This window comes from Desulfosarcina widdelii, assembly GCF_009688965.1.
Lineage (GTDB): Bacteria > Desulfobacterota > Desulfobacteria > Desulfobacterales > Desulfosarcinaceae > Desulfosarcina > Desulfosarcina widdelii.
Window position 1 is genome coordinate 7,187,558 of sequence record NZ_AP021875.1, and the last position, 23,079, is coordinate 7,210,636.

Consider the following 23,079-nt stretch of genomic DNA (forward strand, 5'->3'; position numbering starts at 1 on the left):
CGATTTTTGGCGATATCCTCTCACATCAACCCTTATAAACCGGGAGAAAAGGATGGATTTCAAACTTTCCAAAGAGCTGGAGATGCTACAAAAGGCGGTGCGCGAGTTTGCCAACAAGAAGATCGCCCCCAATGTGGAAGAGTGGGACAAGACCCATTACTTCCCCTACGAAGAAGTCATGAAGCCCATGGGCGAGTTGGGGTTCTGGGGTACGGTGATCCCCGAGGAATACGGCGGAGAAGACATGGGTTTTCTCGCCGCCATGATCGTAACCGAAGAACTGGCCCGGGTGTGCAGCTCGCTGCGCGTCCAGGTGAACATGCAGGTGTTGGGGTGCGCCTACACCATCCTCAGATACGGCACCGAGGAGGTGAAGAAAAAATACATCGAAGGGCTGTGCGCCGGCGAGTTGATCGGCGGGTTTGGCATTACCGAACCGGATGCGGGCTCGGATGTCATGGCCATGGCCAGTACGGCCGAAGACAAAGGCGACCACTGGCTGATCAACGGAAACAAGACTTGGATTTCCAATGCCCAGGTGGCCGACGTGTTGATTTACTACGCTTACACCGATAAGGACGCCGGCTCCAAGGGATTGTCCGCCTTCGTGATCGAACCCAAGAACTTCAACGGCGTCAAGACCACCGCGCTGGACAAGCTGGGTTCTTGGAGTTCTCCCACGGGCGAGGTTTTCCTGGACGATACCAAAGTGCCCAAGGAGAACATACTGGGCAAACCCGGCGACGGCGCCAAGATCGTTTTCGGCTCGTTGAACCAGACCCGGTTGTCTGCAGCGGCCGGCGCCGTGGGGGTGGCCCAGGCCTGCCTGGACGTGGTGACCAAGTACTGCAACGACCGCAAGCAGTTCGGCAAGCCCATCGGACAGTTCCAGATGAACCAGGACATGGTGGCCCAGATGGCCACCGAGATCGACTGTGCCCGGTATCTGGTCTACCGCGCGGCGGTGGAAAAAGACAACGGCAAGCTCAACAACGGGCTGGACGTGGCCAAGGCCAAATATTTTGCCGGCGAAACGGTCAGCAAGTGCGCCAACTACGCCATGCGTATCCTGGGCGCCTACGGCTACTCCACCGAGTATCCGATTGCACGCATTTACCGGGATACACCCACCTACTACATGGTGGAAGGTTCGGCCAACATCTGCAAGTGGATCATTGCATTGGATCAGTTGGGCTACCGCAAAGCCAACCGTTAATTTCCGTTCAGAGCGGGAATCCTGCGGCCTCTGTTGGCGTTCCCATGAAAAAGAAATCCTTGACGCAGCGCTGCTGCATCGAGGATTTCTCTCCTGCGTCCTATATCTCGTACTTTTTACTAGGCTTTTAAACCTTGAACCGCCCCACCATTTCATTGAGCTGCCGGGCCAGTTGATTGAGCGACTCGGCGCTCATGCTGATCTGCTCGCTGCTGTTGGAGATTTCTCCCGACGCCTGGGTGACATCCGCAATGTCCCGGGAAATCTCCGCCGAAACCGTGGAACTCTGGGCAACGTTCTCGTTGACTTCCTCGATTCCCTGGGCTGCTTGGGAGACATTGTTGGCGATCTCGTTGGTGGTGACACTCTGCTCCTCCACGGCGGTGGCAATGGTTGAGACGATCTCGTTGACTTCGTTCACGACCCGGGTGATGTTGCCGATTTCGGTGACCGTTCCATCCGTGGAGTTCTGGATGCTTTCGATCCTGGATTTGATCTCTCCGGTGGCCTCCGCGGTCTGGCGGGCCAAATCCTTGATCTCATTGGCCACCACGGCAAAGCCCTTGCCGGCCTCGCCGGCCCGGGCCGCCTCGATGGTGGCGTTGAGGGCCAGCAGGTTGACCTGCTCGCTGATTTCGGTGATGGTTTCGATCACTTTGCCGATTTCCTGGGCGGCGGTGCCCAGTTCGGCCACCTGAGAAGAGGCATTGGCTGCCTGGTCCACGGCACCGCCGGCGATCCCGCGGGCCTTTTCTGTGTTCTGGGCGATTTCGTTGATGGTTGCCGTCATTTCGTCGGCGGCCGACGCCACCATGCCGACATTGGTTGCGGCCTCTTCCATGGCGGCGGCCACGCTGTTCATGTTGGCGCTCATTTCCTCCGAGGCGGTGGCCACGGTATTGGCCTTTTCGGAGGTCTCGGTGGCGTTGGTGGACGTCTGGTCCGCGATGGTGTTCAATTCTGCGGAGGAGTCATTCACCTGGCGGGCATTTTCCTGAACCGAACCAATGATCCGCTGGATATTTTCCGCAAAGACGTTGAACCATTTGGCCATTTCACCGACTTCATCCCGGCTGCTCACCTCAAGGCGGCGCGTCAGGTCGCCTTCCCCCTGGGCGATGTCCTTGAGCATGTCTGAGGCGGTGACGATGGGGCGGGTGATTCGCTTGCCGATCAGGGTGACGCCGATGCCTGTCAGCACCAGCAAAACGACAATGACCATGATTAGGCCGTTGCGCTGAGCGGCGATGGCAGATGCGATTTCCGCCTCCTTGTCCGCTACGGCCCGGTTCACATCGTCGAGATAAATGCCCGTTCCAACAACCCAACCCCAGGGTTTGAACAATTTGACGTAGGAGAGCTTGGGTACAGGCTCCTGATGGCCGGGCATGGGCCACATGTAATCCACGAAACCTTCTCCCTTGTCCCGACAGACATTGACAAATTCGACAAACAGCCTTTTGCCGTTGGGATCTTTGTTCTGGGACAGATCCTTGCCGTCGAGGGCCGGTTTGATGGGGTGCATGACCATCGTGGGAGTCATATCGTTGATCCAGAAGTAGTCGTTTCCCTTCGGTCCGTAGCGGAGTTGGGCAATGGCTTTCTTGGCATCTTCCATGAACCGCTGCTCGGCAGCTTCCAGATAGACGCCGGTGCCGATCACCCAGTTCCAGGGTTTGAACAGCTTGACATAGGAGAGTTTGGCCACGGGCTCGGCATGTCCCGGTTTGGGCCAGAGGTAGTCGACGGTGCCTTCGCCATCGCGGCGGCAGACATTGACGAACTCGACGAACAGTTTTTTGCCTTCCGGGTCCTTGAACGCGGACAGGTCCTTGCCGTTGAGGGCCGGTTTAATGGGGTGCATGACCATCGTGGGGGACATGTCGTTGATCCAGAGGTAGTCGTTTTCGTTGTACCGCATGGCGCCCACGAGTTGTGCGGCCAGGCGCCTTTTTTCAGCGTCCGCAATGTCTGTGCGGGAGTGAATCTGCTCGACGGTTTTGTAGGCGACATCCACGATGCTCTTTAGCTGCTTCTTGTAGGTAGCAGCTACCTTTTCCGGATCGTGGGCATAGTCATAATGGGCCTGGATGATGGCGTAAGTGCTCTTGATCAGGTCCTGGAGTTTGCCTTTTTTCTCTTCCATCATCATCGACCGTGCAAAGGCGGCCTCGGCAGCGCTGCGCTGCTTCAACGTGCGCATTGAAAAAAGCATGGCGACGATGCCCAAAAGCAGCAGTCCGGACAAAGATACGATGATGATTTTCTTGCTGACGCTCATTGAAAGCCTCCTTGGGTTTCCATTTTCAATTCAAGGAAAACGCGAACAATAGAGATGCAGGGCAAAAGGGCTTCTTGAGCGCTCTCACGGCAAATCAATCGGGCATCCATTTCTTTATTCCTTTTTGCCGACACCACCAGAGATACCTGTTTGTTTGGGGTATTCCCGGTTATTTTTTCGGCTTAAATAAATATAACTTAAATACTGAATTCAGATTAATTAACAAATATTGTACATCGGCAGGGGCAGTAAGGCTTGCGGGGGGCTAACGGTAAGGAACATTCACCGTTTGGATCGGGGGTCGATCCGGGGCAGATTGGATTCCCGTGATCGATATCATCTTGATCAGACGCGTTCAGGAAAGGGCAACCGTTTCGAAGGTGTAGTCGTTCAGATCGACCACCAGCAATCGATTTTTCAGAGTTCCCGGCCGGTCCAGAAGTACGTTGAGCACCTCGACACACTCCAGGGAGGCCATCAGATTGACCGCCGGTGCCAGGCAGCCCTGGCGGATCTCGTCCCCTTTGAAAGCCCGGTGTGGGTCTTCGGGGCCGTAGATGCTCTCCAGGCCAGGGCCATCGGGAAAAAAGGTGGTGATGTGTCCGGACAGCCCGGCCACAGCGGCGGAAACCAGGGGAACGGCGGTTTCGGTGGCCGTCGCGGCCAGGGCGAACCGGGAGGGGATGTTGTCCAGGCAGTCCACAGCCAGGTCGCAGCCCCTTAAAATTTCGAGAGCGTTTGAGGGTGTGAGATTCCCGCCACCAACGGTCACCTCGATACCGGGGTGGATCGCCGCCACCCGGCGGGCGGCGGCATCGGCTTTGGATGTTCCGACGGCATCGGTAGTGCAGAGCAATTGCCGGTTGAGATTGTGGGTTTCAAACACATCGCCGTCCACCAGTTTCAGCCGACCGACACCCATACGGGCCAAAGATTCGGTGACCAGCCCGCCCAATCCGCCCAGCCCCACGATACAGACATGGGCTTTCAGCAGCCGGATCTGATCCTCCATGCTAAGCGATTTACGGTTTCGCAGATAGCGATCGGGAAGAATTTTTCTTTCAAGGGCCCGGACTTCCACCTGCCATCCGGATACACCCATTTCACGGGCCAGGCGCATCGTGTCGTTATCCGATATCACCCGGCAGGGCGTGCCATCGGCCAGTGTACCGTCCCGGGCCAATAGCTTCAGACGGGAGTCGATCGTGTTCTGCATATCTCACCCCCCGGCCACGGGGGGGAAAATGCCCACCCGCTCGCCGCCCTTCAGCTGCGATGCCAACGAACATTTGACGCCATTGATGAAAATCAAATGAGCCTTTTCGCTGGGAATGTTCAATTGCAGGAGCAGCTTTTCCACGGACACACCGGACTCGATGGGCACCCGGTCCGCGTTTTCCGGCGTAAAGGGGGCCAGGCCGGCGAAGAGTTTGAGTTGAATGTGGGTCTGCTTCATATGTATTTCCAAACAGGTTCATCTCCAATCGTCAAGTATCAAAAAACTAAATACGAGATGTCCAGCCGTCAAGAATCGTTTAGGGATTAACGGACTTGCCAGAACGACAGCGAGAGACGGCGTTGCTTTTCCTCAATCCTTATGCCATCATTTCGGATTTGAGGAAAGGGCCGCAACGCATGGGTTGGTCCGCCCGCATCCAATGGAGGCATGGGCGGCCGGCCGTTTGACCAGAGGAGATCAACGCGTCTTATGGGGCATATCGTTTCCACGATCATTCCCATTTTCAGTCTCGTGGCTTTGGGAAACATCGCCAGGCGCAGGGGGTTTTTGCCGGAGGCGTTCATGGGGCCGGCCAACCGGCTGGTGTACTATCTGGCCATTCCGGCCATGATTTTTCGGGCCATCGCCAAGGCTTCTTTGACCCACCATTTCAACCCCATCGTGCTCGGACTGACGCTGGCGGCCGTTGTGGCCGTTTTTGCCGTATGCTGGGGAGCAGCCATTTTGCTGCAACTGCCGGTAGAAATTCGCGGCGCGTTTATCCAATGCTCTTTCCACGGGAATCTCGGGTATATCGGACTGGCCGTGGCGTTTTACTACCTGGGCGGCGACGGGCTGGCCCGCGCCAGCATCCTGGCCGCTTTTATCATGATCCTGCAGAATTTTCTGGCCGTGGTGACCCTTCAGGCCCACCGCCGGCAGGGGGCCGGGGGCAGCCGGATCCGGGCTTTCGTCGGCAAGATCGTCGGCAATCCGGTGATCGTTTCCGCCATTTTCGGCATCTTTTTCTCCGCAGTGGGCCTGCCCGTGCCGCTGGTGCTGGACCGCAGCCTGCAAATTCTGGCAGGGCTGGCGCTGCCCATGGCCCTGCTGATTATCGGCGGATCGCTCTCGATGAACTTAATGCGCCGACGGCTGGGTGCCGTTGCGGGCGCCTGCTTTATGAAGCTGCTGTTGCTGCCGGCCATCGGGCTGGGGTTTTTTCACTTGGCGGGCCAGGCACCGGCGGACTGCCTTCCGGCGATTATTCTGCTGGCCTCGCCCACGGCCACCATTGCGTATGTCATGGCCAGAGAAATGGGTGCGGATTCGGATTTTGCCGTGGCGGCCATCTCCGCAGCCACCCTGTTTTCCGCGGCAACCTTCGTTTTCTGGTTGAGTGTGGGATGATCGATTTCAGGCATCCCGTTCGCTTGCGTCGTCTTTCGGCGTATATTGCATGCATTCAGCCCCCGAGTTGCGGCGAACGACCAGACTGGGCGGCTGCCGGCTTTTGAAATTCATGGCCCGGCATCCATGGGGTTTGCCGGTGTCCCAGGTAATGTAGTAATATTTGCATTTGCGGCAGATGACGGTTTTGAGTGGCTGCATGGCAAGGACTTTTTTAAACGGTTGATCGATTTTTACTATGTTTAGCCCAACGTCCGGGAGCATGGCAAGTCGCTTTCCAAAGATTTAACGGGCCCCGGGAGGAAAGGAGCGGGATTCATGGAAGCGTTCAAACGCGCCCTGGTTACAGGGGGGGCTGGATTTATCGGGTCTCACCTGACCGATGCGCTGGTGGAAAACGGCTGCCGGGTGACGATTCTGGATAATCTGTCCACCGGACATCGCAGCAACATTGAACACCTGGGCGATCGCATTGATTTCGTTCACGGTGACATTCGCGATGCCGAATTGCTGGATCGGGTCGTCGAAGGATGCGAGGTGGTTTTTCACCAGGCTGCGGTGGTGTCGGTGACCCAGTCTGTCGAGGACCCGCCCCATTCCTGCGAGGTCAATGACCTGGGAACGGTTCGCGTCCTGGACGCCTGCCGGCGGTCCGGCGTCCGGCGGGTGGTCATGGCCAGTTCTTCGGCGGTTTACGGCGACGATCCCCGTCTGCCCAAAGCCGAATACATGGCCCCCATGCCCCTGAGTCCTTATGCGGTGCAAAAGCTTACCGGAGAATATTACGCCTCGGCGTTCGGCCGGCTTTACGGGTTGGAAACGGTTTGCCTGAGGTATTTTAATGTGTTCGGTCCCCGGCAGGACCCATCCTCGCCCTACTCCGGGGTGATCTCCATCTTCATGACCAAAGCGGCCGCCGGTCAGGCGCCAACAATTTATGGCGACGGCGGCCAGACCCGGGACTTCGTCTATGTCAAGGATGTGGTGCGAGCCAATCTGGCGGCCGCCGGCAGAGCGGAAGCCGCCGGCAGGGTGTTTAACGTGGGCCGGGGGGAATCGATTCGGATCAGCGAACTCTGGGATCTGATCGGCGAGATCGCGGGCATCGAACTGCCACCGGCGTTCGGCCCGCCACGACCGGGTGACATCCGTGACTCGGTCGCCGACATTGGTACGATTCGACGGGAACTGGCCTTTGCGCCCGAAGTCGGCCTTCGCCAGGGATTGGAGAAAACCCTGGCGTGGGTTCAGTCGGAAGGCTGATCAGGACCGTCAAAGGCAGACGTGGCCCTTTTCCGGAGGCTGCTTCGTCGGTTGTCCTGTGCTGCAATTGCTGAAAGAGGAAAGGTGTATCGGATGACTGGCTGCTACGCCTTTAATGCTTAGGCATTGGTATCCCAGAATTTCTTCACGGCCGCTCCGCGCCAGGTGCCCTTGCCGGAAACAGTGGGAATGCTTTTATCGATCATGTGGCGGGCAATTTTTTCCCAGCTTTGTCCGTCATCCCGCAGGTTCGCAATAATACGCATCAGCTTGGGACGGTTCTCATCGGTCAGCTTTGTTTCGGATGCCTTCCACTCGAGGTCGGACTCGGGCGCCGCGGTCGGGACGTCGGCGGCCGACGGCTGGCCGGCGAGTGAGGAAACCTTGTCGGCCTCCTGGCCATTGAGCCTGGCGGCGATGGTTTCGAGCGCCCTGGCAATGCGGGTTTGCGTATTCTCATTGGCAACCAGGGCGTCTGCAATGCGCTTTTGTTGTAACGCCAGGGATTCTATCGCATCTTTGACGAGCCCGAAATGCTCTCCGGTCATTTTTGCATAATAGTCGGTTCTCCGGCGCTCGTTGCCAACCCGGCGCTGGGGCCCTTTATAGTCCGTATGGCTTCTTCCCCGGTCGGACTGTTTCAATTTCCCACTTCTCAAATTGTGCAAAAAATCATCCATAATCGCTCCTTATGTGAATGAACGTTATAAATCAGCACCGCGATTATTAGTCAACGATGTTTTGTCGAAACGCTTAAAAACATGGCTTCGGAAAAACCGCAGATCGTCGTCGTTTGCCGGGATTGTATGACGACCTTCGTTTCCGGCGGGTTGGGTGCGATACCTGTATCGGGTCCGACGCCCTGCCAACAATTTCTTTACGACTGATTATTCAAGCGGTGACTGCTGAACAAATGGAATTGTCGGAATTGGCTTTCTGCATGGATTATCGGTCGGCCGAGAAGGGACTTGAGAGAAAAATGGCGGAAGTACGGGACAAAGCGAAACGATTCCGGTTTCCAGGACCACAAGGGCTGGCATCCACAGAAATAACCCGGGGCGCAAACGCACCCCGGGTCTTGTGATCCGGAATCTTTGTCTTTCGGTTGGATTTTTTGGAATTCGGTTTTCTATGAAACTCCTGATGCCCGGTCAGTTGGCCAGTCGCGCGAATGCCGCATCAATCCTGGTCTCCAGGAGGTCGGCCGGAAAGTCTAATGTGGCGAAGTAGTCTTCCAGACGTTCTGCCCTGCGAATCAGTTCGACCGTGCCGTCCGGTCGCAGCAAAAGTTCCTTGGGTCTGAGCTGGCCGTTGTAGTTGAAACCCATGGCATGGCCATGGGCACCGGTGTCGTGGATCACCACCCGATCGCCTTTCACGATGGTCGGCAGGCGTCGTTGGATGGCGAATTTGTCGTTGTTTTCGCAAAGGGACCCCACTACGTCCACCACCTGGCCGTCCGAATCATTTTTGCCCGGTACGGTGATGTGATGATAGGCACCGTAAATGCCCGGCCGCATGAGGGCCGACATGGAGGCATCGACCCCGACATAGGTGCGATAAATTTCCTTGCGGTTTATGGCTGTCGTCACCAGCGCGCCGTGGGGGCCGGTCATGAAGCGGCCGCTTTCCATGTAGAGTTTGGGCATGCTGCCCGTTTCCCGGGAAAATTGGCGGAACAGGTCGAAGATGGACGCGCCCATGGCCTCCAGATCCAAAGGGGCGTCGGCAGGGCGATAGGGGATTCCCAACCCGCCGCCGATATTGATGAACTCGAGGCGGATATCCAGTTCTTCCATGATGCGCTTGGCCTCTTCCAAGAGCATGGCGGCGGTCTGCACCATATAGGTATGGTCCAGTTCGTTGGAGGCCAGCATGGTGTGCAGTCCGAAGCGCTTGCTCCCCAAGGCTTTGGCCTCGGCGTATGCCTGGATCAACTGATCGTGGCTGACCCCGTACTTGGCTTCGACCGGCGTGCCGATAATGGCATTGCCCGTTCGGCGTTCGCCCGGATTGTAGCGGAAGCAGATCGGTTCCGGTACGTCCGGCAGGATGCCGAGAAGGGAGATGTCGTCCAGATTGACGATGCTGCCTCCGTCGGTCATGGCCCTGGCGAATTCGCTCCGGGTCGTGTTGTTGGAAGTGAACATCAGGTCTTCGCCACGGCCGCCCACCCGTCGGGCCAGCACCAGTTCGGCCACTGAACTGCAGTCGAATCCGAAGCCCATATCGGCCATGATGGCAAGAATGGCGGGGTTGGGAAGGGCTTTGACGGCAAAATATTCGCGGAAGCCGTCGATTTCGGAAAAGGCTTTTTTCAGCCGCTGTCCGGTTTCCCGGATGCCGGTTTCGTCGTAGATGTGAAAGGGGGTGCCGAAATGGGCGGCGATTTCTTCCAGTTGGGGATAGAGTCTAGCCTCGAAGGCTTTGGACATGGGCATGGGAACGATCCTTTTTACAATGTCGTTAAAAAAGCGATTGTTACGTAAAACTTAGCAAGTTCAGTTTTTTCGTCATTCCGGAGAAGGCCGGTATCCACTTTTTTTCAATATGTTCTGGATGCCGGATCAAGCCCGGCATGACGCGTCTGAGACTTTTTACGATTCGGACAAGTTTTAACCATTGGTCATTTCAAGATGACACTGTCGTTTCAGGGACCGGCGAATCCGGTCCATGGCGGCGGTCACATTTTCGCGGCTGTTGAAGGCGCTGATGCGGATATAGCCCTCGCCGCAGGTTCCGAAGCCGGCGCCCGGCGTGCAGACCACACCAGCCTTTTCCAGGAGCATGTCGAAAAAGGCCCAGGAATCGCCCTTTGTCGCCACCCAGATGTAGGGGGCATTCTCCCCCCCAATGCAGTCATACCCCAGGGTTTGCATCTCGCTGCGGATGATGTCGGCGTTGGCCATGTATCCCTGGATCAGTTCGGCGACCTGGCGTTTACCGGCATCGGTGTAGATTGCGGCCGCGGCCCGCTGGACCGGATAGGAAACCCCGTTGAACTTGGTCGAGTGCCGCCGGTTCCACAGGCGGTGAACCGAATGGGATTCGCCGGAGGCAGTGTAGGCCATCAGGGATTTGGGCACGACCGTGTAGGCGCAGCGGGTGCCGGTGAATCCGGCCGTTTTGGAAAAACTCCTGAACTCGATGGCCACGTTCCGGGCGCCGTCAATTTCGTAAATGGAGTGGGGCAGGGCATCGTCCCGGATAAAGGCCTCATAGGCGGCATCGTAGAGAATGATCGCCCGGTTGGCCGCGGCGAAATCCACCCAGGTTTTGAGTTGTTCCTTAGAAATGGTGGCTCCCGTCGGATTGTTGGGAAAGCATAGGTAGATCAGATCCACAGGTTCGGCGGGCAGATCGGGAATGAAGCCGTTGTCCGCCGTGCCGTCCAGATAGACAATGCCTTCGTAGCGGCCGTCCCGGAACGTTCCGCTGCGGCCGGCCATCACGTTGGTGTCCAGGTAGACCGGGTAGACTGGGTCGGGGATGGCAATGCGGACATCGGAGGCAAAGAGTTCCTGAATGTTGCCGGTGTCGCACTTAGCCCCGTCGCTGACAAAGATTTCATCGGCGTCGATGTCCGCGCCACGGGCTCTGAAGTCGTTTTCGGCAATGGCCTCGCGCAAAAAGTCGTACCCCTGTTCCGGCCCGTATCCACGGAAGGTGGCATCGGCCGCCATTTCGTCCACCGCTTCGTGAAACGCGGCGATGCAGGTATCGGGCAGGGCCCGGGTCACGTCGCCGATGCCCAGCCGGATCACGGCCGGTTCCGGACGGCGCTGCTGGTGGGCGGCCACCCGTTTGGCGATGTCGGAAAAAAGATAGGACGCTTTGAGTTTCAGGTAGTTTTCGTTGATGCGAATCATGGCTTTCCTCGGTTGCCCCTTTCATGAATCGGGTTGATCGGTCATTCAATCGGTACCGCGTCGTCGATGGGAATCCGGGCGGATTCCTTGAACGTCTCCATGACGATGGTGGTCCGGGTCGAAACAACGCCCTTGAGGGCTGCGATCTCTTCTCTAACCAGCCGCCCTAAAGTACGGGTATCGGTTTCCCTGACTTTCAGCAGCAGGCTGTCGTCGCCGGCAACGAAATGGATTTCCTGGACCTGGGCCAGTAAAGCCAGTTGACCCGCCAATTTTTTTGTCTGGGTCCGGCCGTCGATTTGCACTTGGATAAAGGCAACCTGGCCCTTGCCAAAGCGCTCGGGATTGAGTCGCACTTCATAGCCATCGATGAGGCCCATTTTTTCAAGCTTGCGGATCCGCTCCAGGACAGCCGAAGGCGCCATGCCGACCTGGCGGGCCACTTCCACATTGGGGATGCGGGCCTTTTTCTGCAGGATCTTCAGTATTTTTAAACTTATTTCGTCGATCATTCGTAAAATCTCCAATGATTCAGAAAAATATTCTTAATAATTTATATTGTCAAGAATGTTTTTATGAAAAAAATGGATCCCGATACTTACCATGTGCGGGGATCGGGAGAAAAAGATTGAAGTCCTGGCCGGTTTTTTCTATTCAAAAGATCCGTGTGAACCCGTTGCTGCGGTAAACCATTGGTCGGGGAGGGTTGCAGTGTCTGTCCGGTACAGGAGTTTGAGATGACAAAGATTGCCATTATTGGTCTGGGCGGCTGCCTGGGAGCCATTTTGCGCTACCTGGTGGCCGGCGGCGTCCACACGCTGGCCAAGTCCGCATCGTTTCCGCTGGGAACCCTGACGGTCAATGTGGCCGGATGTCTGCTGATCGGTATCGGCGGTGGGCTGATGGAAAGCCGGCAGTTTTTTTCGCCGGAATGGCGTTCGTTTCTTTTTGTCGGTGTTCTGGGCAGTTTTACTACGTTTTCCACCTTCGGGCTGGAAACCTTCAATCTGGCCAAGCAGGGGCAGTGGCTGACCTCGTTTGGCAACGTGGGATTCAGCCTGGTATTGGGACTGGTGGCTGTTTTTACCGGCTACGTGCTGTCCCGCATGATCTGACCGGCAAGGATTCGGCCGGGTGGGTTGCGATCCTGCGGCCGAAGACGGGGGGAAAAATGACGGTATTCAAAGAAGCGGGGCAACTGCTGCGAATCTTCATCGGAGAAGCCAATCGGCACGGCCGCATGCCCCTGTACGAGTGGATCGTCCAGCAGGCGCGGTCCCAGGGCATGGCAGGGGCCACGGTACTGAGGGGTATCCAGGGCTTCGGGGCCAACAGCCTGATTCACACCACCAAGATCTTGCGGCTTTCCGAGGACCTGCCGGTTGTCGTCGAGATCGTCGATACGGAAGAGAAAATCGAGGCCTTTCTCAAGACCGTCGACCCGGCCATCACGGAAGGGCTTGTCACCGTGGAAAAGGCACGGGTTCGCATGTACCGCGCTGGCGGGAATCGAAAGGCCCGGTCCTAACATCGACCGTTGGACTTATTTTTTGCCTTCTTCTTTCCCGGCAGGGCAAACGATCTGCGCTGCGCGCAGCATGCGCAGAACAAATCCCATCACCATGACCAAACTGATCAGGGTCATCAGGCTGGCGGCGAAAAAGGTCATGATAAAAGAAAACGGGTCGCCAAGCCCGTAGGACGCCACCAGCAGGGACACCCCGAAACAGGCGAAAAAGCAGGCGATGCCGGTAAGCAGGACCTGCCCCAGCCACCACCCCAAGCCGGGTCTTTCGCTTATGCTTTTATTGTGGCCGTCCCGGTCCAACTCTTCAGACATCTATCCCGTGCGCCCCCTTAGCCGGTCCAATGGTTATTACCGGATGGCCTGCATCAGAATCGCAGGGAGAGGCAGGTCAAACCGCCATCCATTTTCCTGAATTCACTGGTGTCCAGTTCCGTGATGGGCAGGCCCAGGGTCTGCAGCTTGGCGCGGGTGTCGGGAAACCCCGCCGGCATGATCAGCCGGCTGTTAACCAGCAGAGTATTGCCCGCATAGGCCTCGTGGGGTGCGATGACGATGCGTCGGTAAACGGCAAGGGCTGGGTGCCCGGCAAAGTCGGGTGTGGTCAGCAGGGTCTCTTCGCCCACTGCATTGACACTGGATTTGAAATGCAGGCCGGCGGCCACGTCAATGGTGGTCCAGGTACAGCCGAATTGGGCTACGGCATGACCCAGTTGCCTGGCCCCTTCCGCGTTGGTGCGGTCCGACAACCCGATGAGAAAGTGGGTTCCCATCATCAGGACATCCCCGCCGTCCAGCGTCCCCGGCGGTTGGATGCTGGCCGTGGTTCGAAAGGCTTTCAAGGCGGAAGCGACGGACGGGGTTTCTCCCTTGCGCGGTTCGGCGCCCGGGTTGGTAATGACTGCGATATCCGGAGTGACCACCGCCGTATCCTCGACAAAATGGGCATCGGGATAACCGTCGAGGGGGTCCAGAACGGTTACCGCCAGGTTGCAGCCTTTCAAAGCGGTTACGTAGGCATCGAACTGCTCCAGGGCCTTGACGTAATCGGGCGGGCCCAACGCCGCTGTGGTGATACCGGCGGCCAAGTCTTTGCCGGGCCGTCTTACAATGGCATGGGTAAATCTCATCCGGTCCTCTTTTCGTTCCTTAAAGACGCCGTTTCATTTTTATATGATGGGGTCATCGACAAACCAATACCTTTCCATTCGAGGTTCGACGTAAAATAGCAGTCCTGTCCTGTAAAATAAACCGCATTTCTTTTCTGTCCGAAGATTTTATTGAATTCATTGAATGAACGACCGGTCCGAAAATAAAAACCGCGTGATTCACATCGGTAATGCCGAAAATTGTCATTCCATTCAAAAAAGGTCACGCTATTTTTTTAAAATATAGTTAATTTATTAAAAAAAATTTAAATATAAAAAATTAAAAAGAATTAAAATTATTTTCTATCCCGCATCCATCGCTAAAGTTTAACGAAAATAGGACGATGTGATTCAAGACGCATCAGTTAATTCTGAATCGGATGTGACATTATCGGTTGCGATGCGGCAATTTTAAAAGCCGGGTAAGCGGAATGCTGATACGGATCTCCGGCCATAACAGTTGGTAGATGGTGGCATAATGATTGCTTAAAATATGAGGATATGAAGATAAGACGATCGCTTGATCGTCACCCCGGATGGCCAGGGCGGCGGCAAACCAGGCGGGTCCGGCTTTTTTCGTCAGGCCAGCCGTGAAATCGAATAGAACCGCGCCGGGAACGGCGCTCAATTTTTGCTAATCCAGTGAGGAGGCAAAGCCCATGTTTCAAAAATTCCTTGATCTTAAACTGAGAACAAAACTGCTGCTCTCCATTTGTACGGTGGCTTGGTTGGCTTTTGCGGCAACCATTACCTACATCGGGTATAACGCAAGAAGCCATGCCGAAGAAGAAGCCTTGGACAAAGCCCGCGAGTCCGCCTACCGCTATGCTAACAAGGTGCAGGCGGAACTGGGGCGGTATATGGATGTTGCACGCACCATTGCCTTTTCTTTTGAGGGCATGAAACAGCAGGGCGTTCCCCCACGCGACATGATGGACGGTATCCTCAAACAGGTTCTTGTGGACAACCCCGGATTATTGGCGGTGTGGACCTGCTGGGAGCCCAACGCACTGGACGGCAAGGACTCCGACTTTGCAGATGCCTTCGGTCACGACGAGACCGGCCGCTATCTGCCCTATTGGAACCGCCTGACCGGCGATATCGATGTGGAACCGCTGGTCAATTACAACGACCCGGATAAGGGCGCCTATTATCTTCAGACCTTGAAAACCGGTCAGGAGGTGGTATCCGATCCGGTGCCGTATACCGTCGATGATAAGACTTTTCTCAAAACGGTCCTGTCGGTCCCCGTCAGTTTCGGCGGCAAGACCGTGGCGGTGGTGGGGCTCGACATTCCCGTGTCCACGTTTACTCCCCTGGTGAAGCAGATCAAACTGTTTGACATTGGCTATGGATTTCTAATTGCCAACAACGGCATCTTTGTCGCACATCCCACCAAGCAGTCCAACGTTGGCAAGCACATGGATTTCTTCGCCTTTGAGAGCCGAGTGATCAACGACGTCAAGGCAGGACGCGAAACCAGTCAGTATAAAGTTTCCAAAACCACCGGCAAGAAAACGTACTACATTTTGGCTCCCATTCCCATTGGCTCGGCGAAGAAAAAATGGAGCCTGGCCATGAACATTCCTATCGATAAAGTGATGGAGGTACCTAACCGGATCTTTTTGACCACTTTCGTTCTGGGGAATTTTGCCGTGTTGGTGCTGATCGGTGTCGTGTATCTGATTTCAGGCGGTATTTCCAAGCCGGTTGTCGAGATTGCCAGCGTTGTAAACAGAATCGCTTCCGATCGTGACCTGACCCTGCATGCACCGGTCAAAACCGGTGACGAGGTCGGTATGATGGCCAAGGAGTTCAACAATATGATCGGAGAGCTGAGGGACTCTCTGAAGGTCGCCGATATCGCGGCCTCGGAGGTGGACTCGTTCTCCAGTGAAGTGTCCAAGCGGGCCACGGCCAATAAAGAGCGCGCCACCGACGAGGAGCGCCAGATGGGCGTTATCCAGGAAACGGTGAACCAGATGGGCGATACCGCCGGCGAAGTGGCCCAGTTTTCCCAATCCCAGCGTGACGCGGCCAATGTCTCCTACCGCCAGGTGGAGAGCCTGATCGAAAGTATGCGGCAGATGGGACAGGCCTCGGCCGAGCAGATCCAGGAGGCCAACATCGCCACCGAGCGTGTGAACGTCATGGGTGAAACCGGTGCTATGGTTGTGGCGACTGCCGGCAAACAGGGCGAGCAGGTGGCCAAGGTTACCGAATCGGTCAAGCGGATCGATGGTATCGTGGCCGAGATGACTCAGGCTGCGGGGCGGGCCACCGAACACGGCCAGGGCGTTCTAACCGCCGCCCAGGAGGGAGCGCGTTCCGTGAAGGAAACCGTTCAAGGTATGCAGGCCATTGCAGAATCTTCCGAAAAGATTGCCGACATTATTTCGGTGATCACCGATATCGCCGAGCAGACCAACTTGCTGGCACTCAACGCAGCCATCGAGGCGGCCCGTGCGGGCGTTCACGGCAAGGGTTTTGCCGTGGTTGCCGACGAAGTCGGAAAACTGGCCCAGCGATCCTCGGAAGCGGCCAAGGAGATCGGACAGTTGATCAAGGAATCGACCAACCGCGTACAGGAAGGAACCCGCCTGACGGAACGCTCCGAGCAGGCTTTGGAGAATATCGCCCTCGGTGGTGAAATCAACCGTGAGGCCATCGACCATATTTCCGAGCAAACCCGTACCCTGAACGAGCAAACCCGTGAGGTGACCACGCTGATGGAAGGCCTCAATGCCCTGGCCGAGGAGATCGGTGGCATGGCCGGTCGTCAGGGCCAGCGCCGCGAGGCCGCCCAGGCCGCCCTGGAAGCTTTGATCGCCAAGTCGAAGACAATTTCGGAACAGGTGAAAAGCGCGGAAAAAAGCGCGGAAGATGTGGGCAGCGAGATGCGCGGCGTGGTGGAACGAAGTGAGGAGATGAAAAAGCTGACCGAACTGCAGGCCCAACGCTCCAAGAGCCTGATCGAAATTGCTACCGCATCGGCGGCCCGTGCAACGCAAACGGTGGCCGGCGCCAGCGAGGTTGTGGGTATTACCGATGAACTCAGGCAGCTTTCGTCGAGTCTCAGCCGGCAGATCGCCATGTTCCGCATTGAAGAGGAACAGAAGGCCAATTAACCCATAAATTCGCCAGAAGTATTCCAAACAGGGGTGCGGCTGCGTTGGCGGCTGCATCCCCAACGGCCAATGAACCTTTGTGCCTGCAGCTTTGGGGCACACTATTTTCCCATCGATGCGGCCGGTATTGGAGAAAATCGAAGAAATGATTATTTTTTGTGAAGAATGCGGGGCCAGAAACGACCTGAGTTCGGACAGCCTCAACGACCACCATCACACCTTTCAATGCAGTCAATGCCATGAAGTTTTGATGGTGTCCAAACCCTCCATGGGGGTCGGCGGCCTCAATGCATTCGCAAAAATGTCCGTTGAGTGCGGCGCAAAAGGGGCCTTGAACCGGCCGGTCTCCATCTTGATCGTGGACGACTCCACCCTGCTGCGCAAGATCGTCAAGGAGATGTTCTCCGGTGACGACCAGTTGCAGGTCGTCGGGGAGGCCGAGCACGGTCTCAAGGCTCTGGAACTGATCCCCGAACTCAAGCCCGATGTGGTTACCCTGGACGTCAACATGCCGATTATGGACGGACTGACCACCATCAAACATATCATGATCAAGTGCCCCACGCCGGTTGTAATGTTCAGCACACTCACCGGCCAGGGATCCGTTGAAACGTTCGACGCGCTTCGCTACGGCGCCGTTGATTTTCTCCAGAAACCATCCAGTCTGCTCAAGGAAGACCTCAAAAGTCAGCATGAGTTGATTATCAGCCGGGTCAAAAATGCGGCCCGTGCCGGTATTGACACCATCCGCTATTTGCGACCGGCTCAGGTGAACCGGGATAAAATGAATAATGACAACCAGGCCTGCAAGCGGGTTTTCGCCATTGGCAGTTCCTATGGCGGCTATGGGTCCCTTCTCGGGTTGATCCCGGAAATCAAAGCGGACGTCCCCGCCGCCTTTTTGTCCACGCTCTATGCGGCCGCACCCCATGTGGATGCATTTGCCACATACCTGGACCGACATAGTCAACTGGCTGTGAAACGGGCGGCCGACGGTATGGCTCTGGTCGCGGGAACCTGCTACCTGGCCTCGGCCTTCGAACGGATTGAAGTCAACGAACAAGGGGGCAAATTGACCCTCAACCTGGAATCGAAAGCCGACGCCACTCCGAGACAAGCCTGCGATGCGATGATGACCTCCCTGTCCGCCACCCTGAGTGAACGTGCGTCCGGAATCCTGCTTTCCGGTATCGGGGAAGATGGCATCGCCGGGATTGGCGCGATACTCAAAGGCGGCGGGAATGCGATTATCCAGGATCCTCAGACATGCCTGTGCAACGACACTACTGCCATAACGGCCCAACAGTTCGGCCTGCCGACGGTGCTTCCCGGCGTCGCCATGGCCGAAGCGATTCGGACCCATTGTCTGGATGGCAGCCTCTAAAAGGAGACGAGCGCCGATGAACGAACAACAGTTTGCACGAACCGATCAAGAACCCGCCGAGGTCAAAGCAACCCAACAGCTTGTTGGCTTTGTTATCGGTGAAGAGTTGTTCGGAGTCGATATCCTCACGGTCCAGGAGATTATTCGGGACGCGACCATCACTCCGATCCCCGATGCTCCCGATTTTTTGGAAGGGGTCATTAACCTCAGGGGCAGCATTATTCCGGTGATCGACCTTCGAAAACGGTTGAAACTGGTGCGGATCGAGGATCTCAAGACTGACCCGTGGATTGTCATTCTTGCGGTCGAGGGCAGGATGACCGGATTTGTCGTCGACCGGGTGACCAAGGTGTTGACCGTTCCGGATGCCAGTATCAAGCCACCGCCGGACATCGTCGTGGCAGGATTGAAAAGCCAGTACATTCAAGGGGTGTGCAAGATGGATCAGCGGCTTTTGATTCTGCTCAATTTCGAACGCATTCTGATGGTTGACGAAATCAGGAAGCTGAAGTCCATGAAACGATCGAAGGTGCTGGCGAGGCAGTAATTTTTTCCCGGTTTCGACATCCGGTTGGATGCCGTTTCATGAAAAAAGGAAAAGGGCGGATGGGAAAGACGATTTTGGTAGTGGACGATTCGTCCATTATGCGCAAGATGATCAAACAGACCCTGATCGGTGCCGGCCACACGGTTGTCGGGGAGGCCAAAAGCGGCGACGATGCCGTAGCATTGTACCAGGACCTGAAACCTGAACTGGTAACCATGGACATCACCATGCGCGGCATGGACGGTATCGCGGCAGCCAAGGCCATTTTGTCATTGGACGGAGATGCAAAAATCATCATGCTGTCCAATCTGGATGAAGATAAATTCAGCCAGGAAGCGGCACAGGTGGGGGCCAGGGGATACATCAACAAACATAAGACCGCTGAGATTCTCGACTTGATCGACCGGCTGTAAATTGCTTGAACGAGCGGCTCGTGTGGATGACAAGCCACAACCCAAAGACGGTGAGAAGGAGTCTTTCATGACCGACCCATCCCTGATAGCGGATTTTGCCGACGAGACCCGGGAGCACTTGGAGGAGTTGGAGAGCAGTCTGTTGCGACTGGAGTCCGATCCGGGTGATCGGGAGCTGTTGAATACCATATTCCGGTCGATTCATACGATCAAGGGCGCGTCGGAATATCTGGGATTCGAGCGTATCGCGCAATTGTCCCATCGACTGGAAAACCTCCTGGATCTTTTTCGCGACGGCAGTCTGACCGCGGACAAGGTGGCGGTGGATCTTCTGATCGACGCCCGGGACCGTATGGAGGATTTGATTTCTCAGGTTGAGCAGTCGGGGCAGGAATCCGCACAAATCGAAGACCTGCTGGAACGAGTTGAAGCGGTGAGCGCCGGTTCGACGGACGAGGGTGACCCGGCGGACGGTGCGCCGGTATACGAAGGCGAAGCGGACACCGAACTTTTCGATATTTTCATTGAGCAGTTGGCCGCGGGACTTGGCGAGTTGATGGACACCGCAAGGCAGGTGGCTGGCAAAGAGGATGTCGCCGGTGCCATGGACCTGATGTCCGATCAGGTGCAGCGGCTTTCGGCCACGGCCAATTACATGGGCTACGATGCCTTGACCGTGGTGTACGAGAAGATGCTTTCGGAAGTGGAGGTCTTCGCATCGGGCGCAGAATCGGCCGGGTCGTCTGAAACCGAGGCGTTTTTGCAGTCGAGTCTTGTCGGCGGAATCGATCGCATCCGGGAGCTGTTTCCCAATGCCGACATGCTGGGCGCCGTCGATACCGGTTATTCCATTCAAAGTGAACAGGGCCCTGCCGAATCAAAAGCAACCGAAGATCCGGCATTCGACACAATTGTTGCGGCTTCGGAAGATTTGGATCGGGAACCGGTTCAGGAGGCCGAGTTTAATCTGGATCCGGAAAATGAATTGGATCCTGAAGCCGAAAATGACGAACTGGAATTCCCGGGCTCCCAGGCGGCCGACCCATCCCTGATAGCGGATTTTGCCGACGAGACCCGGGAGCACTTGGAGGAGTTGGAGAGCAGTCTGTTGCGACTGGAGTCCGATCCGGGTGATCGGGAGCTGTTGAATACCATATTCCGGTCGATTCATACGATCAAGGGCGCGTCGGAATATCTGGGATTCGAGCGTATCGCGCAATTGTCCCATCGACTGGAAAACCTCCTGGATCTTTTTCGCGACGGCAGTCTGACCGCGGACAAGGTGGCGGTGGATCTTCTGATCGACGCCCGGGACCGTATGGAGGATTTGATTTCTCAGGTTGAGCAGTCGGGGCAGGAATCCGCACAAATCGAAGACCTGCTGGAACGAGTTGAAGCGGTGAGCGCCGGTTCGACGGACGAGGGTGACCCGGCGGACGGTGCGCCGGTATACGAAGGCGAAGCGGACACCGAACTTTTCGATATTTTCATTGAGCAGTTGGCCGCGGGACTTGGCGAGTTGATGGACACCGCAAGGCAGGTGGCTGGCAAAGAGGATGTCGCCGGTGCCATGGACCTGATGTCCGATCAGGTGCAGCGGCTTTCGGCCACGGCCAATTACATGGGCTACGATGCCTTGACCGTGGTGTACGAGAAGATGCTTTCGGAAGTGGAGGTCTTCGCATCGGGCGCAGAATCGGCCGGGTCGTCTGAAACCGAGGCGTTTTTGCAGTCGAGTCTTGTCGGCGGAATCGATCGCATCCGGGAGCTGTTTCCCAATGCCGACATGCTGGGCGCCGTCGATACCACGCTGCCACCGACTTCGTCACCCAGCGATGAAACTTCCGACCGATCCTTCGTTCCCAATCCTCCAGTCTCGACGGATATCGATCAACTGCTGGCCGGTCTGCCGGCCATCGATGACACAGACAGGGAATCCCTTCTTTCCAGAAAGCTGGACGAAACCTTTTCTTCCATGCAGGAAGGTGATGGCGATGCCGATTCGGATCCCATCGCCCTTCAGTTCTCGACTCCCGAAGACGATTCCGGTCCTTTGTCCATTCCTGTTGCCCCGGATCACGACCGGGAAAGCACGCTGTCTATCCTCGACGACTTTGGCTCGGCGTCGATCGCTTCGCCTCCATCTGTCGAAGGGCCCATGATTCCAACGGATTCGATCCCCGTGGATTCCGGTGAAAACGATACCGACCTATGGCCCGAAGCTCCTGAGGTCCCGCTTCCCGTGCCCGAGCCCGCAGAGCCGCTTTTGGAGGCAAATCTGCCGGAACTCGATTTGACGGCCCAAAAAGTGCCGGCTGAAAAGGAAAAAGAAACCGCTGCACCCGAAGATACCTTTGCTGCGCGAAGTACCATACGCAAAAGTATCCGTGTGGACGCGGAGAAGGTCGATGACCTGATGAATCAGGTGGGTGAACTGGTGGTGAACCGCTCTTCGTTTGCCCAGTTGTTCTTCGATCTGCGTGAACTGGCGCAATATCTGACCCGCCGATTTTCAATGGACAAAAACGACCAGCGCATGGTATCCGATCTGACTGCCCGGCTCAACGACGCCACCACGGTGCTGGGGCGCGTGTCCAACGAACTCCAGGAGCAGGTCATGAAGGTGCGTATGTTGCCGATATCCAGGCTTTTCGATCGATATCCGCGCCTGGTCCACGATTTGCTCAGGGATTCCGATAAAAAGATACAGCTTCAGTTCCGGGGTGAGGAGACTGAACTGGACCGGATGGTCATCGAACAACTGGCCGATCCCATGATTCACATTATCCGCAATGCCGTGGATCACGGCGTCGAATCCCGCGATGCGCGTATGCGCAAAGGAAAACCGGAAAGCGGAACCCTGCTTCTGGAAGCCTTCCATGAAGGAAGCAATGTCATCATCGAGATTACCGACGACGGCCAGGGCATCGATCTTTCCCGCATTCGACAAAAAGCCATTGAAAAACATCTGGCCGATCGGGAAACCCTGGAGAAAATGAACCAGAAAGAGATCATCGACATGATCATGCTGCCCGGATTTTCAACGGCGGATAAAATTACGCACACATCCGGGCGTGGTGTCGGAATGGACGTGGTCAAACGCAACATCGAGAAAATCAACGGTTCTCTGGATATCGAGACCCGGCAGGATGTGGGTACCCGCATCCGAATCAAAATCCCGCTGACCCTGGCGATCATACCGGCCATGATGATCCGCTGCGGCGTCAGCCACTTTACGGTGCCCATGAGCGCTATCCAGGAGACGCTGCGCATCGATCCGGGTGAAATTTTCACGGTGGACGGCAGCGAGGTGATGCATCTGCACGAAGAGCCGCTGCCATTGGTCAGGCTGTCCGATCTTTTAAATATAACGACTCCTTCGGATGCAGCCGCAGACGAGCGCCTGTTCGTCATCGTCATCCGATCTGCAGCGGGCAGCACAGGCTTTATCGTGGATCAGCTTCTCGGCCGTCAGGAAGTGGTCATCAAACCGTTGGAAGACTATTTGCAGGAGAACAGCGGGTTCTCCGGTGCGACCATCTTGGGTGACGGCAGCATTTCGCTGATTCTGGATGTGGATGAACTGTCGGTGATGGCCAAGGAACGCGAGGCCGAGAAAAAACTGGCTGCAGCCGTCCTGTAGCCGATACGCCAGGAACGGATAAGATACGCGCAT

The 23,079-nt window shown here is 56.3% G+C and carries 21 protein-coding genes; 10 read left to right on the forward strand and 11 right to left on the reverse strand.

The window, feature by feature from the left end; translation table 11 throughout:
• The first annotated feature begins 52 nt into the window (after positions 1-52).
• Positions 53-1,216, forward strand: a complete 1,164-nt coding sequence (gene acd / locus GN111_RS32780) for a glutaryl-CoA dehydrogenase Acd (protein ID WP_155307774.1) — start codon at positions 53-55, stop codon at positions 1,214-1,216.
• 127 nt (positions 1,217-1,343) lie between these two features.
• On the opposite strand, the gene GN111_RS32785 is transcribed toward acd, so the two are convergent.
• The 3 genes from GN111_RS32785 to GN111_RS32795 all read right to left on the reverse strand — a co-directional run bounded on the left by GN111_RS32785 (position 1,344) and on the right by GN111_RS32795 (position 4,953).
• Positions 1,344-3,497, reverse strand: a complete 2,154-nt coding sequence (locus GN111_RS32785; protein WP_155307775.1) for a methyl-accepting chemotaxis protein — start codon at positions 3,495-3,497, stop codon at positions 1,344-1,346.
• A gap of 355 nt (positions 3,498-3,852) precedes the next feature.
• Positions 3,853-4,713, reverse strand: a complete 861-nt coding sequence (locus GN111_RS32790) for a HesA/MoeB/ThiF family protein (RefSeq protein ID WP_155307776.1) — start codon at positions 4,711-4,713, stop codon at positions 3,853-3,855.
• A gap of 3 nt (positions 4,714-4,716) precedes the next feature.
• Positions 4,717-4,953, reverse strand: coding sequence for a MoaD/ThiS family protein (locus GN111_RS32795; protein ID WP_155307777.1), 237 nt, complete (start codon positions 4,951-4,953; stop codon positions 4,717-4,719).
• 252 nt (positions 4,954-5,205) lie between these two features.
• Here GN111_RS32795 and GN111_RS32800 point away from each other — a divergent pair, with 252 nt between their 5' ends.
• Positions 5,206-6,126 carry an AEC family transporter gene (locus GN111_RS32800; protein ID WP_155307778.1) on the forward strand — a complete coding sequence of 307 codons (921 nt, stop codon included), beginning with the start codon at positions 5,206-5,208 and terminating at the stop codon, positions 6,124-6,126.
• Between the two features lie 6 nt (positions 6,127-6,132).
• On the opposite strand, the gene GN111_RS32805 is transcribed toward GN111_RS32800, so the two are convergent.
• Positions 6,133-6,390, reverse strand: a complete 258-nt coding sequence (locus tag GN111_RS32805) for a hypothetical protein (protein WP_231715622.1) — start codon at positions 6,388-6,390, stop codon at positions 6,133-6,135.
• 54 nt (positions 6,391-6,444) lie between these two features.
• Here GN111_RS32805 and GN111_RS32810 point away from each other — a divergent pair, with 54 nt between their 5' ends.
• A complete protein-coding gene (locus GN111_RS32810) occupies positions 6,445-7,389 on the forward strand; it encodes an SDR family oxidoreductase (protein WP_155307779.1) in 945 nt (314 codons plus the stop codon).
• Between the two features lie 119 nt (positions 7,390-7,508).
• On the opposite strand, the gene GN111_RS32815 is transcribed toward GN111_RS32810, so the two are convergent.
• The 4 genes from GN111_RS32815 to GN111_RS32830 form a co-directional block, all read right to left on the reverse strand.
• Positions 7,509-8,069, reverse strand: coding sequence for a hypothetical protein (locus GN111_RS32815; RefSeq protein ID WP_155307780.1), 561 nt, complete (start codon positions 8,067-8,069; stop codon positions 7,509-7,511).
• 471 nt (positions 8,070-8,540) lie between these two features.
• Positions 8,541-9,830: a diaminopimelate decarboxylase gene (locus tag GN111_RS32820; RefSeq protein ID WP_155307781.1), complete on the reverse strand. Its 1,290-nt coding sequence runs from the start codon at positions 9,828-9,830 to the stop codon at positions 8,541-8,543.
• Between the two features lie 174 nt (positions 9,831-10,004).
• Entirely contained in the window at positions 10,005-11,258 is a 1,254-nt protein-coding gene (locus GN111_RS32825; protein WP_155307782.1) for an LL-diaminopimelate aminotransferase, read from the reverse strand.
• A gap of 41 nt (positions 11,259-11,299) precedes the next feature.
• Entirely contained in the window at positions 11,300-11,770 is a 471-nt protein-coding gene (locus tag GN111_RS32830; protein ID WP_176603308.1) for an Lrp/AsnC family transcriptional regulator, read from the reverse strand.
• Positions 11,771-11,995: 225 nt separating this feature from the next.
• On the opposite strand from GN111_RS32830, the gene crcB reads away from it, so the two are divergent.
• Together crcB and GN111_RS32840 are read left to right on the forward strand one after the other, a co-directional pair.
• The gene (crcB, locus tag GN111_RS32835; RefSeq protein ID WP_155307783.1) at positions 11,996-12,373 is read left to right on the forward strand and encodes a fluoride efflux transporter CrcB; all 378 of its coding nucleotides are present in this window, start codon (positions 11,996-11,998) and stop codon (positions 12,371-12,373) included.
• Positions 12,374-12,429: 56 nt separating this feature from the next.
• Positions 12,430-12,786: a DUF190 domain-containing protein gene (locus GN111_RS32840; protein WP_155307784.1), complete on the forward strand. Its 357-nt coding sequence runs from the start codon at positions 12,430-12,432 to the stop codon at positions 12,784-12,786.
• A 15-nt stretch (positions 12,787-12,801) separates the two neighbouring features.
• Here the strand turns inward: GN111_RS32840 and GN111_RS32845 are convergent, their stop codons facing one another.
• The 3 genes from GN111_RS32845 to GN111_RS32855 form a co-directional block, all read right to left on the reverse strand.
• The gene (locus tag GN111_RS32845; protein WP_231715623.1) at positions 12,802-13,098 is read right to left on the reverse strand and encodes a hypothetical protein; all 297 of its coding nucleotides are present in this window, start codon (positions 13,096-13,098) and stop codon (positions 12,802-12,804) included.
• Positions 13,099-13,151: 53 nt separating this feature from the next.
• Complete coding sequence (locus tag GN111_RS32850) at positions 13,152-13,913, reverse strand: dimethylarginine dimethylaminohydrolase family protein (protein WP_155307785.1); 762 nt, start codon at positions 13,911-13,913, stop codon at positions 13,152-13,154.
• A gap of 406 nt (positions 13,914-14,319) precedes the next feature.
• Positions 14,320-14,559, reverse strand: a complete 240-nt coding sequence (locus GN111_RS32855; RefSeq protein WP_155307786.1) for a hypothetical protein — start codon at positions 14,557-14,559, stop codon at positions 14,320-14,322.
• Between the two features lie 31 nt (positions 14,560-14,590).
• On the opposite strand from GN111_RS32855, the gene GN111_RS32860 reads away from it, so the two are divergent.
• The 5 genes from GN111_RS32860 to GN111_RS32880 all read left to right on the forward strand — a co-directional run bounded on the left by GN111_RS32860 (position 14,591) and on the right by GN111_RS32880 (position 23,046).
• The gene (locus GN111_RS32860; RefSeq protein ID WP_155307787.1) at positions 14,591-17,059 is read left to right on the forward strand and encodes a methyl-accepting chemotaxis protein; all 2,469 of its coding nucleotides are present in this window, start codon (positions 14,591-14,593) and stop codon (positions 17,057-17,059) included.
• A 145-nt stretch (positions 17,060-17,204) separates the two neighbouring features.
• Positions 17,205-18,443, forward strand: coding sequence for a chemotaxis protein CheB (locus tag GN111_RS32865; RefSeq protein WP_170302571.1), 1,239 nt, complete (start codon positions 17,205-17,207; stop codon positions 18,441-18,443).
• 16 nt (positions 18,444-18,459) lie between these two features.
• Entirely contained in the window at positions 18,460-18,990 is a 531-nt protein-coding gene (locus GN111_RS32870) for a chemotaxis protein CheW (RefSeq protein WP_155307789.1), read from the forward strand.
• 38 nt (positions 18,991-19,028) lie between these two features.
• Complete coding sequence (locus GN111_RS32875) at positions 19,029-19,403, forward strand: response regulator (RefSeq protein WP_197740469.1); 375 nt, start codon at positions 19,029-19,031, stop codon at positions 19,401-19,403.
• A 67-nt stretch (positions 19,404-19,470) separates the two neighbouring features.
• Positions 19,471-23,046: a chemotaxis protein CheA gene (locus GN111_RS32880; protein ID WP_155307790.1), complete on the forward strand. Its 3,576-nt coding sequence runs from the start codon at positions 19,471-19,473 to the stop codon at positions 23,044-23,046.
• The last annotated feature ends 33 nt before the right edge of the window (positions 23,047-23,079 follow it).

Bases quoted from the DNA above. Each gene is read 5' to 3' on its own strand.
- acd (WP_155307774.1), top strand. From the start codon at position 53: ATGGATTTCAAACTTTCCAAAGAGCTGGAGATGCTACAAAAGGCGGTG.
- GN111_RS32785 (WP_155307775.1), bottom strand. From the start codon at position 3,497: ATGAGCGTCAGCAAGAAAATCATCATCGTATCTTTGTCCGGACTGCTG.
- GN111_RS32790 (WP_155307776.1), bottom strand. From the start codon at position 4,713: ATGCAGAACACGATCGACTCCCGTCTGAAGCTATTGGCCCGGGACGGT.
- GN111_RS32795 (WP_155307777.1), bottom strand. From the start codon at position 4,953: ATGAAGCAGACCCACATTCAACTCAAACTCTTCGCCGGCCTGGCCCCC.
- GN111_RS32800 (WP_155307778.1), top strand. From the start codon at position 5,206: ATGGGGCATATCGTTTCCACGATCATTCCCATTTTCAGTCTCGTGGCT.
- GN111_RS32805 (WP_231715622.1), bottom strand. From the start codon at position 6,390: ATGCTCCCGGACGTTGGGCTAAACATAGTAAAAATCGATCAACCGTTT.
- GN111_RS32810 (WP_155307779.1), top strand. From the start codon at position 6,445: ATGGAAGCGTTCAAACGCGCCCTGGTTACAGGGGGGGCTGGATTTATC.
- GN111_RS32815 (WP_155307780.1), bottom strand. From the start codon at position 8,069: ATGGATGATTTTTTGCACAATTTGAGAAGTGGGAAATTGAAACAGTCC.
- GN111_RS32820 (WP_155307781.1), bottom strand. From the start codon at position 9,830: ATGCCCATGTCCAAAGCCTTCGAGGCTAGACTCTATCCCCAACTGGAA.
- GN111_RS32825 (WP_155307782.1), bottom strand. From the start codon at position 11,258: ATGATTCGCATCAACGAAAACTACCTGAAACTCAAAGCGTCCTATCTT.
- GN111_RS32830 (WP_176603308.1), bottom strand. From the start codon at position 11,770: ATGATCGACGAAATAAGTTTAAAAATACTGAAGATCCTGCAGAAAAAG.
- crcB (WP_155307783.1), top strand. From the start codon at position 11,996: ATGACAAAGATTGCCATTATTGGTCTGGGCGGCTGCCTGGGAGCCATT.
- GN111_RS32840 (WP_155307784.1), top strand. From the start codon at position 12,430: ATGACGGTATTCAAAGAAGCGGGGCAACTGCTGCGAATCTTCATCGGA.
- GN111_RS32845 (WP_231715623.1), bottom strand. From the start codon at position 13,098: ATGTCTGAAGAGTTGGACCGGGACGGCCACAATAAAAGCATAAGCGAA.
- GN111_RS32850 (WP_155307785.1), bottom strand. From the start codon at position 13,913: ATGAGATTTACCCATGCCATTGTAAGACGGCCCGGCAAAGACTTGGCC.
- GN111_RS32860 (WP_155307787.1), top strand. From the start codon at position 14,591: ATGTTTCAAAAATTCCTTGATCTTAAACTGAGAACAAAACTGCTGCTC.
- GN111_RS32865 (WP_170302571.1), top strand. From the start codon at position 17,205: ATGATTATTTTTTGTGAAGAATGCGGGGCCAGAAACGACCTGAGTTCG.
- GN111_RS32870 (WP_155307789.1), top strand. From the start codon at position 18,460: ATGAACGAACAACAGTTTGCACGAACCGATCAAGAACCCGCCGAGGTC.
- GN111_RS32875 (WP_197740469.1), top strand. From the start codon at position 19,029: ATGAAAAAAGGAAAAGGGCGGATGGGAAAGACGATTTTGGTAGTGGAC.
- GN111_RS32880 (WP_155307790.1), top strand. From the start codon at position 19,471: ATGACCGACCCATCCCTGATAGCGGATTTTGCCGACGAGACCCGGGAG.